This is a genomic window from Hyphomonas sp. UBA3601 (assembly GCF_002375605.1).
GTDB lineage: Bacteria > Pseudomonadota > Alphaproteobacteria > Caulobacterales > Hyphomonadaceae > Hyphomonas.
In genome coordinates, this window is the sequence record NZ_DFME01000131.1 from 285 (window position 1) to 6,065 (window position 5,781).

At 61.5% G+C, this 5,781-nt stretch carries 8 protein-coding genes; 2 read left to right on the forward strand and 6 right to left on the reverse strand.

Annotation, left to right across the window (positions count from 1 at the left end):
• Together B4F73_RS15030 and B4F73_RS15035 are read left to right on the forward strand one after the other, a co-directional pair.
• Positions 1 to 774 (forward strand): acyl-CoA dehydrogenase family protein (locus B4F73_RS15030; protein ID WP_290483669.1); only part of this gene is annotated, 774 nt, incomplete at its 5' end.
• A 126-nt stretch (positions 775 to 900) separates the two neighbouring features.
• A complete protein-coding gene (locus B4F73_RS15035; RefSeq protein ID WP_290479042.1) occupies positions 901 to 1,383 on the forward strand; it encodes a DUF2165 family protein in 483 nt (160 codons plus the stop codon).
• A 6-nt stretch (positions 1,384 to 1,389) separates the two neighbouring features.
• Here the strand turns inward: B4F73_RS15035 and ttcA are convergent, their stop codons facing one another.
• The 6 genes from ttcA to B4F73_RS15065 all read right to left on the reverse strand — a co-directional run.
• Entirely contained in the window at positions 1,390 to 2,283 is an 894-nt protein-coding gene (gene ttcA / locus B4F73_RS15040; RefSeq protein ID WP_290483670.1) for a tRNA 2-thiocytidine(32) synthetase TtcA, read from the reverse strand.
• A gap of 7 nt (positions 2,284 to 2,290) precedes the next feature.
• Positions 2,291 to 3,433, reverse strand: a complete 1,143-nt coding sequence (locus tag B4F73_RS15045; RefSeq protein WP_290483671.1) for an energy transducer TonB family protein — start codon at positions 3,431 to 3,433, stop codon at positions 2,291 to 2,293.
• Positions 3,434 to 3,505: 72 nt separating this feature from the next.
• Positions 3,506 to 3,967, reverse strand: coding sequence for a helix-turn-helix domain-containing protein (locus tag B4F73_RS15050; protein WP_206992577.1), 462 nt, complete (start codon positions 3,965 to 3,967; stop codon positions 3,506 to 3,508).
• Between the two features lie 143 nt (positions 3,968 to 4,110).
• Entirely contained in the window at positions 4,111 to 4,599 is a 489-nt protein-coding gene (locus B4F73_RS15055) for a YybH family protein (protein WP_290483672.1), read from the reverse strand.
• A gap of 73 nt (positions 4,600 to 4,672) precedes the next feature.
• The gene (locus B4F73_RS15060; RefSeq protein ID WP_206992579.1) at positions 4,673 to 5,098 is read right to left on the reverse strand and encodes a GIY-YIG nuclease family protein; all 426 of its coding nucleotides are present in this window, start codon (positions 5,096 to 5,098) and stop codon (positions 4,673 to 4,675) included.
• Between the two features lie 171 nt (positions 5,099 to 5,269).
• Positions 5,270 to 5,781, reverse strand: a 512-nt coding sequence (locus B4F73_RS15065; RefSeq protein WP_290483673.1) for a ribonuclease HII, incomplete at its 5' end; no start/stop codon positions are given.

A 5,781-nucleotide genomic window follows, 5' to 3' on the forward strand; every position in this document is an offset into this window, starting at 1 on the left:
GAGTGGGTCATCAATGGCGAGAAATTCTACATTTCCGGCGCAGGCGATCCGCGCTGCAAGATCATGATCACCATGGTGAAAACCAGCCCTGACGCCGCCCCGAACAAGCAGCAGAGCCAGATCCTGGTGCCGCTGCCGCATCCGGGCGTCACCATTCTCGGCCCCATGCACGTCTTCGGTGATCCGGATGCCCCGCATGGCCACATGCACATCCGTTTCGAGAATGTACGTGTGCCGAAGGAAAACATGTTGCTCGGCGAAGGCCGTGGCTTCGAGATTTCCCAGCTTCGTCTGGGGCCTGGCCGCATCCACCACTGCATGCGGTCGCTCGGTGCGGCTGAGAAGGCACTCGACCTGATGGTCGTTCGCGGCATGACGCGTCAGGCCTTTGGCCGTGACCTGATCAAGCTGGGCGGAAACCTCGAAAAGGTCTCCCGCGCGCGCATCGAGATCGAGTCCATGCGCATGATGGTGCTGAAGGCTGCCAAGGCGATGGACGTGCTGGGCAACAAGGAAGCTCGCGTCTGGATTTCCATGGTCAAGGCCATGGTGCCGGAACGTGTCTGCGCCATCATTGACGATGCCATCCAGATGCACGGCGCCGCCGGTGTGTCCCAATGGACGCCACTGGCCCGCATGTACGCCAATCAGCGCACCCTGCGCCTCGCGGACGGTCCGGATGAAGTACACCACATGGTTGTCGGCCGCGCCGAAACCCGCAAGTATACGGGCGAAGAGGAAGATCCGGCCATGGCCGCCGTCTGGCGGAAATAGCCTTTGAGGTTCAGAAGGATATTGGAGAAGGGCGGCTTTTTGGGCCGCCCTTTTTGCGTCACGGGTCGAATTCTCGCAATTTCCAGAAAACTCGTTTAATGTGATCCTCTTGGTAGGGAGGACGCCATGATACGCATTTCCAAAATCATTCTGATCCTGTTTGTCGGGCTACAGGGCCTGTTCTACGCGCTCAACAACATCGTCAATTTCGAAGCGGCGACCAGTTTCGTTCAGGGCGTGCTGCCCATGGCAGGCAACGAGGCCTATCCCAACGCCTTCGGGCCCGCAATCTCGTCGCCCGTCCTGATCACGATTGTGCTGTGTTTCATCATTCTCGGGGAACTTCTGGTCGCCGCGTTCTCGCTCAAGGGTGCATACGACATGTTCCGGGTGCGGGGGGGATCAGCTGAAGGTTTTAACGACGCAAAGACCTGGGCGATCATGGGGTGTGTCATGGCGCTCCTGGTCTGGTTTGGTCTGTTCATGGTGATCGGAGGCGCCTACTTCCAGATGTGGCAGACTCCGCTGGGCGCTGCTGCGCAAGGCGGCGCGTTCCAGTACGCAATATCGAGCGGCATTGTCCTGTTGTTCGTGAACGCGCCGGACTGACGTCGCCTAGAACGGAACGTTCGGATCGTCTTCGCCGGCGTCGCCGATCTCCAGCCCGGCAAAGTCGAACACGCGCGGGTCGTGCAAATGGCTCGGCCGCACTGTGGCCAGCGCATGCGCCATCACCTGCCGCACGCCGGGCTTCTTGCGTTCCCATTCGTCCAGCATCTGTTTCATCGCCACGCGCTGCAGCCCGTCTTGGCTGCCACATAGATTGCAAGGAATAATCGGAAATTCCATTGCGGTGGCAAACTTGGCCAGATCATCCTCGGCGGCGGTGATCAGTGGGCGCAGCACGAAGACATCGCCCTCATCATTCAGCAGTTTCGGCGGCATTGCGGCCATGCGTCCGCCATGCACGAAATTCATCATGAAGGTTTCCAGCGCATCATCGCGGTGATGACCCAGCACGATCGCCTCACAGCCTTCTTCCCGGGCAATGCGATAGAGAATGCCCCGGCGCAGGCGCGAGCACATCGAGCAATAGGTCCGCCCCGCCTCGACCTTTTCGGTCACGATGGAATAGGTGTCCTCGGTCTCGATCCTGTATTTGACTCCGACCCGCTCCAGCCAGTCCGGCAAGACGTGCTTCGGAAAGCCCGGCTGGCCCTGGTCAAGGTTGCAGGCCACCAGGTCCACCGGCAGTGCGCCTTGCCATTGCAGGTCCAGCAATACTGCCAGCAAGCCGTAGGAATCCTTGCCACCGGAAAGGCAGACCAGCCATTTCGTGCGCGGGGTCTCGCCCGCATCCACCGCGCGCCGGTCGACCATCTTGTAGTCGTCAATCGCCTTCAGCGCGCCGCGCACCAGCCGCTTGCGCAGCTTCTTGAAGCTGACGCCAGACGGCGCATCCGCAAACAGGGGCGGCGCCGCAGAAAAGGAGGAGGTGTCATCTGCCATACGCGCCCTATCTCACGGGCCGGGTTTCCCGCGCAAGCATTTCACGCCGTTCGGCCGAGTTGCGGCGCGTCACATAGAAAATCATGCCATATTCGAAAGGGGGCACATCCGTCCCTGATACACCCTTCGGCGGAATGAAGCGCCAATGCTTCACGCCGTTTTCAAACGACTCGCCATACTTTTCGTTCGGCTTGCTCGAAAGGATTTCGATATCTTCCACGCGTCCATCTGCTTTTAATGTAATCTTCGCACGGACGCTGGCCCCATCAGCCAAGCGGGTTTCCTTGCCCGCGCGCGGTGAACGAACCTCCCGCTTGCGCTCAATGGTCAGGACGATCTCTTCGCCATCCTTGCCAGTGACGGTGAACGTGTCGTCCTCGCTGTCATCCATCTCGGACTGAGTGATCTGATAGCGATTGCGGGCGTTTTCGTACACGCCCTCAGAAGCATTCGGCAAGTTCGGGTAAAGTTCGAGAAAGGCTTTGTAAGACGCGGCGGCCGCCTCGTAATCTTGCATGTCTTCCTGAGCTTCGCCTCTGAGCATCAAGGCGGAGGCGTAGTGTTCGCTTTTTGCCTGCCCAATCGCCTCAAGTGCGCGCATTGTCTTGTTGGTGTAGGCTATGGTCTTTTCACGCTTGCTGCGCGCGCCTTCCAAACGGTGAAACTTCGGCGGCAGCGTCGCCTGTGCCAATGCCATATAGACCCCGACGGCAAAGCCGGACTGGTCCTGACCTATGTCTTCGAGCTCTCGCGCCACATCCTGCAGCTTGTCGAGGCCATTGCCCGGTTTCCCGGCCGACTGAAGCGAGGTTGCGGCCCGCAGCGCGCATTGCAGAGACTGCGCCGCCGCGCTGATCGCGCGATACTGGTCTTCGCACTGTTCATACGCTCTGGCCGCGTCTTCATGCGCGTTCTGCGCCGTCAGGATCTCAGCCCGCGAATAGGCCGCTGCGCCCGCGCCTGCCGCATCATTTTCCGCACGTGCCGTGTTATACAGATGGTCGGCAAGGTCCAGCGCCGCGTCGAGATCGTTCCCGGTCAGCGCGGCCTGTAGCTCCGCGCGCAGCGATTCCTGTGACTGGGCGGAGGCGGGCAGCGCAAAAAACGAAACGGCGCCTATCAGCGCCGCCGCCATCAGTGTCTTCTTCATGGGAATCCTCGAAAGCCCTCTGGACCATCAACTTAACGGCGTATGGTGCCGGTTTCAATCCGCGCGATCGGATCAGTCCGCCGCGCCGACCTGTTGCTGGTAGCGGGCCGTAAGTTCGACCAGGGCCAGCGCCAGGGCGTGCCCGGCCAGTCCGACCGTCCACCATATGGTGGGCGTCAGCATGGCATAGCGATCACCTCCAACGGTCAGGCTGATCCCGGCGAACACGATCATGCCGAACAGATAGCTGGCCAGATGGATGAAGAAACCGAGCCGCATGGCGGCGGTCGCCTTGGCGTTCTTTTCCCGGATCATCGTCTCGGCTTCGGTCTTTGCGTCCACCGTCAGCGCCATGACATCGACATTGAATGCCGCCGCCAGCGCCTTCAGGGAGTCGCCAGACGCCTTGTCCCCCGTCTCGATCCGCTGAACGGTGCGCACGCCAATTCCGGCGAGTTCGGCCAGATGTTCCTGCGACCAGTGGCGCTCTTCCCGCCAGCGTTTGATCTTCGCGGCATCTGCATCATACTGCATCTCGTTCCCCTTTCTCCGGGTTGTTTGTAACCTCCATGAAAGTGCGGAAAAACCCCTTGGCCGACCACGTCTTGACGCCGCCACGGCGCCGCCAGAAGCCCGCCAGAGCCCCGTCACAGGGGCGCCAGAGGGCTGTCGAACGCCTAATCTTCCAAGGCAACCGGGTCGCAAGTGGCATCGGAGACGTGTGACGAGACGGGGTGCCAGCCATCATCTGTTCTTCGCAGCGTGTTGGAAGACATGTAACTGTGTCGGCAAGGTGTGCCGTCCTCAGCCATGCGCGTGCTCAGGCCGCGTCCGTAGACCAATGCAGAGTCTGGCGTGAGGAAAATGACGTCATCCACTTCAAACACGAAATCCGCCGGCCCGTCCCAGCTGTTTTCGCGCATCCAGTTCACTTCTTCGGTCCGGGTGCGGACACCGCCGCCAATCAAGACGAAGTCATCGGCCAGGAATGCCGCCAGTCCATCGGCATCGTTTGCCGCATAGAGGCCGGGCCAGGTGTCTGATTTAAGGGCCCGCAATACGGCCTCTTCTTGTTCGAGATCGGCCTGCGTTGCGCTCGGCACGCTGGTGCAAGCGCCCAACGCGACAAGCAAGCCCGCGAGCGCAAGTCGGGAAATTTCGAACATGGTTCAGTCCTTTCAGGTCCAGCCCCGGCATCACCCTAGCAAAAGGGGCGCATGGGCCAAGCTGAAAGTCGGCCTAGCGCGCCAGGAAGGGAATGCGGAAGAAGCGCTTGATGCTCCACCAGAAGCGCAGGCGCTTGTTGTTGGGCGCATCATTGCTGCCGCGAGGCACGAGGATGTTGTTCATGCGCGGCTGGTAGCGGCGGATCAGGTCTTCCTCCACGCGCGCCCGGTCCGATTCCTTCTTCAGGACCAGAACGTGCCGCTCGGTCGCGCCGCGCTTCCACCAGGCTTCCCACCAGCGTTCATGGCCGATCAGGCGGCTTTTGAAGTTTGCGGCCTTGCCGATGTAGAGCGGGAACAGGAAGAAGACGAAGCGGCGCTGCACGAAGACATAGATGCCGCCATCATTCGGCAGGCCCTTCGGCGTCAGCGTGATCTTGAAGCGATAGGGCCGGCCAGACTCGCCCCACCAAGTATGCCACCCGAACAATATCCACATATGCGGAGCCCTCCCATTTCGCGCGAAGCTCTCTTGCTACGGTTAATCAGCCGTTAAAATGTGGCGATTTCGGGGGCCTGAGGGGGAGAATTCCTTCCCGATTTTCCCAATTGGTTAAGCTCCGGGCCCCAGAGCAAGGGGGGAGCGCCGGGCAGGGCGGTCAGGGGCGAATCAGGCGCTCGCGGCCAGTGCCCGCTTGACCGGGGCGAAGCTCATCCGGTGGTGGGCGCAGGGCCCGTGCGCCATCAGCGCCTCGGCATGGGCGGCGGTGCCATAACCCTTGTGCCGGGCAAAGCCATAGGCCGGAAACGCCAGATCCATCTCCTTCATCAGCGCGTCGCGCACCGTCTTGGCGAGGATTGAGGCAGCCGAGATCGCGGGCTCGGTCAGGTCGCCCTTCACAATCGCTGTCGCCGCGCACGGAAAGCCGGCGGGCAGGGCGTTGCCATCCACCAATATATGCCCCGGCGCCAGGCCCAGCCCCGTCACGGCCCGCTCCATGGCGAGGAACGTCGCCTGGCGAATGTTCAGCCGGTCAATCTCGTCCGGGGTCGCATGCGCCACGCTCCACGCCGCGGCCCGGTCGCGGATCATCGGCGCCAGCGCATCCCGCTTTGCCTCGGTCAGCTTCTTGGAATCGGTCAGGCCGTCGATGGGCCGCGCCGGGTCGAGGATCACCGCGC

Excerpts from the sequence above, each read along its gene's own strand:
- B4F73_RS15035 (WP_290479042.1), top strand. The coding sequence starts at position 901 with ATGATACGCATTTCCAAAATCATTCTGATCCTGTTTGTCGGGCTACAG.
- ttcA (WP_290483670.1), bottom strand. The coding sequence starts at position 2,283 with ATGGCAGATGACACCTCCTCCTTTTCTGCGGCGCCGCCCCTGTTTGCG.
- B4F73_RS15045 (WP_290483671.1), bottom strand. The coding sequence starts at position 3,433 with ATGAAGAAGACACTGATGGCGGCGGCGCTGATAGGCGCCGTTTCGTTT.
- B4F73_RS15050 (WP_206992577.1), bottom strand. The coding sequence starts at position 3,967 with ATGCAGTATGATGCAGATGCCGCGAAGATCAAACGCTGGCGGGAAGAG.
- B4F73_RS15055 (WP_290483672.1), bottom strand. The coding sequence starts at position 4,599 with ATGTTCGAAATTTCCCGACTTGCGCTCGCGGGCTTGCTTGTCGCGTTG.
- B4F73_RS15060 (WP_206992579.1), bottom strand. The coding sequence starts at position 5,098 with ATGTGGATATTGTTCGGGTGGCATACTTGGTGGGGCGAGTCTGGCCGG.